The sequence below is a fragment of the Kitasatospora nipponensis genome, assembly GCF_039528135.1.
In the GTDB taxonomy this organism is placed as follows: Bacteria; Actinomycetota; Actinomycetes; order Streptomycetales; family Streptomycetaceae; genus Kitasatospora; species Kitasatospora nipponensis.
On record NZ_BAAALF010000804.1, the window covers coordinates 1 to 651 of the forward strand.

The window sequence follows — 651 nt, forward strand, 5'->3', positions numbered from 1 at the left end:
TGGGCAGCGCACCGCCGGACTCCCGGTTCAGAGCGCAGACCATCGCACACAGCAGCGGACTGTCGGTGATCTGGGCCAGGTCGTCCGACTGCTCCAGCGTCCGCATCAGCCCGCTCTCCAGGTCGGTCAACTCCTGCCGCCAGCGAGCCAGTTCCTGGGGCGTGTGGGTGCCCGCGGTGACCTCGGCGAGGATCGCCCCGTGCCAGCGTCCGATGAACCGGCGTCGGTGCTCCTCCCCCATCGGGCTGAGCGCCAGCTCCTGGAAGTCCAGGTGGGTCAGCCAGCCAGGCTCGACCGCCGAGGGGCGGACCGTGGCCAGCGTCCAGACCTTCGGGTAGCGGTCCAGTAGTCGCTCCAACCACTCCAGGATCTGCCGCCGTTGGGCCTCCGACACCTCGTCCAGTCCGTCCACCAGGAGCATCCCCCGGTCGCCGCTCAGCACCCGGCCGACCCAGCCGATCGGCTTCTGCTCGGCACACAACCGGCCGTCCAGGGCGACGAGTTGCTCGGGCATTGGGTTGAAGTTTCCCTGCCGGGCGAGCTTCCGTACCTGCAGCACCAGCGGCACCCGGTGGTTCAGCTCCGCCAGCTCCTCCCCCAGCGTGCCCGCGACTGCGCCGGTGGCCAGCCACTGGACCAGGGTGGTCTTCC

1 protein-coding gene is annotated in these 651 nt (G+C 70.2%); it reads right to left on the reverse strand.

Going from position 1 to position 651, the window contains the following annotated elements; all coding sequences use genetic code 11:
• Positions 1–651, reverse strand: a 651-nt coding sequence (locus ABD323_RS43435; protein WP_344447531.1) for an NACHT domain-containing protein, incomplete at both ends; no start/stop codon positions are given.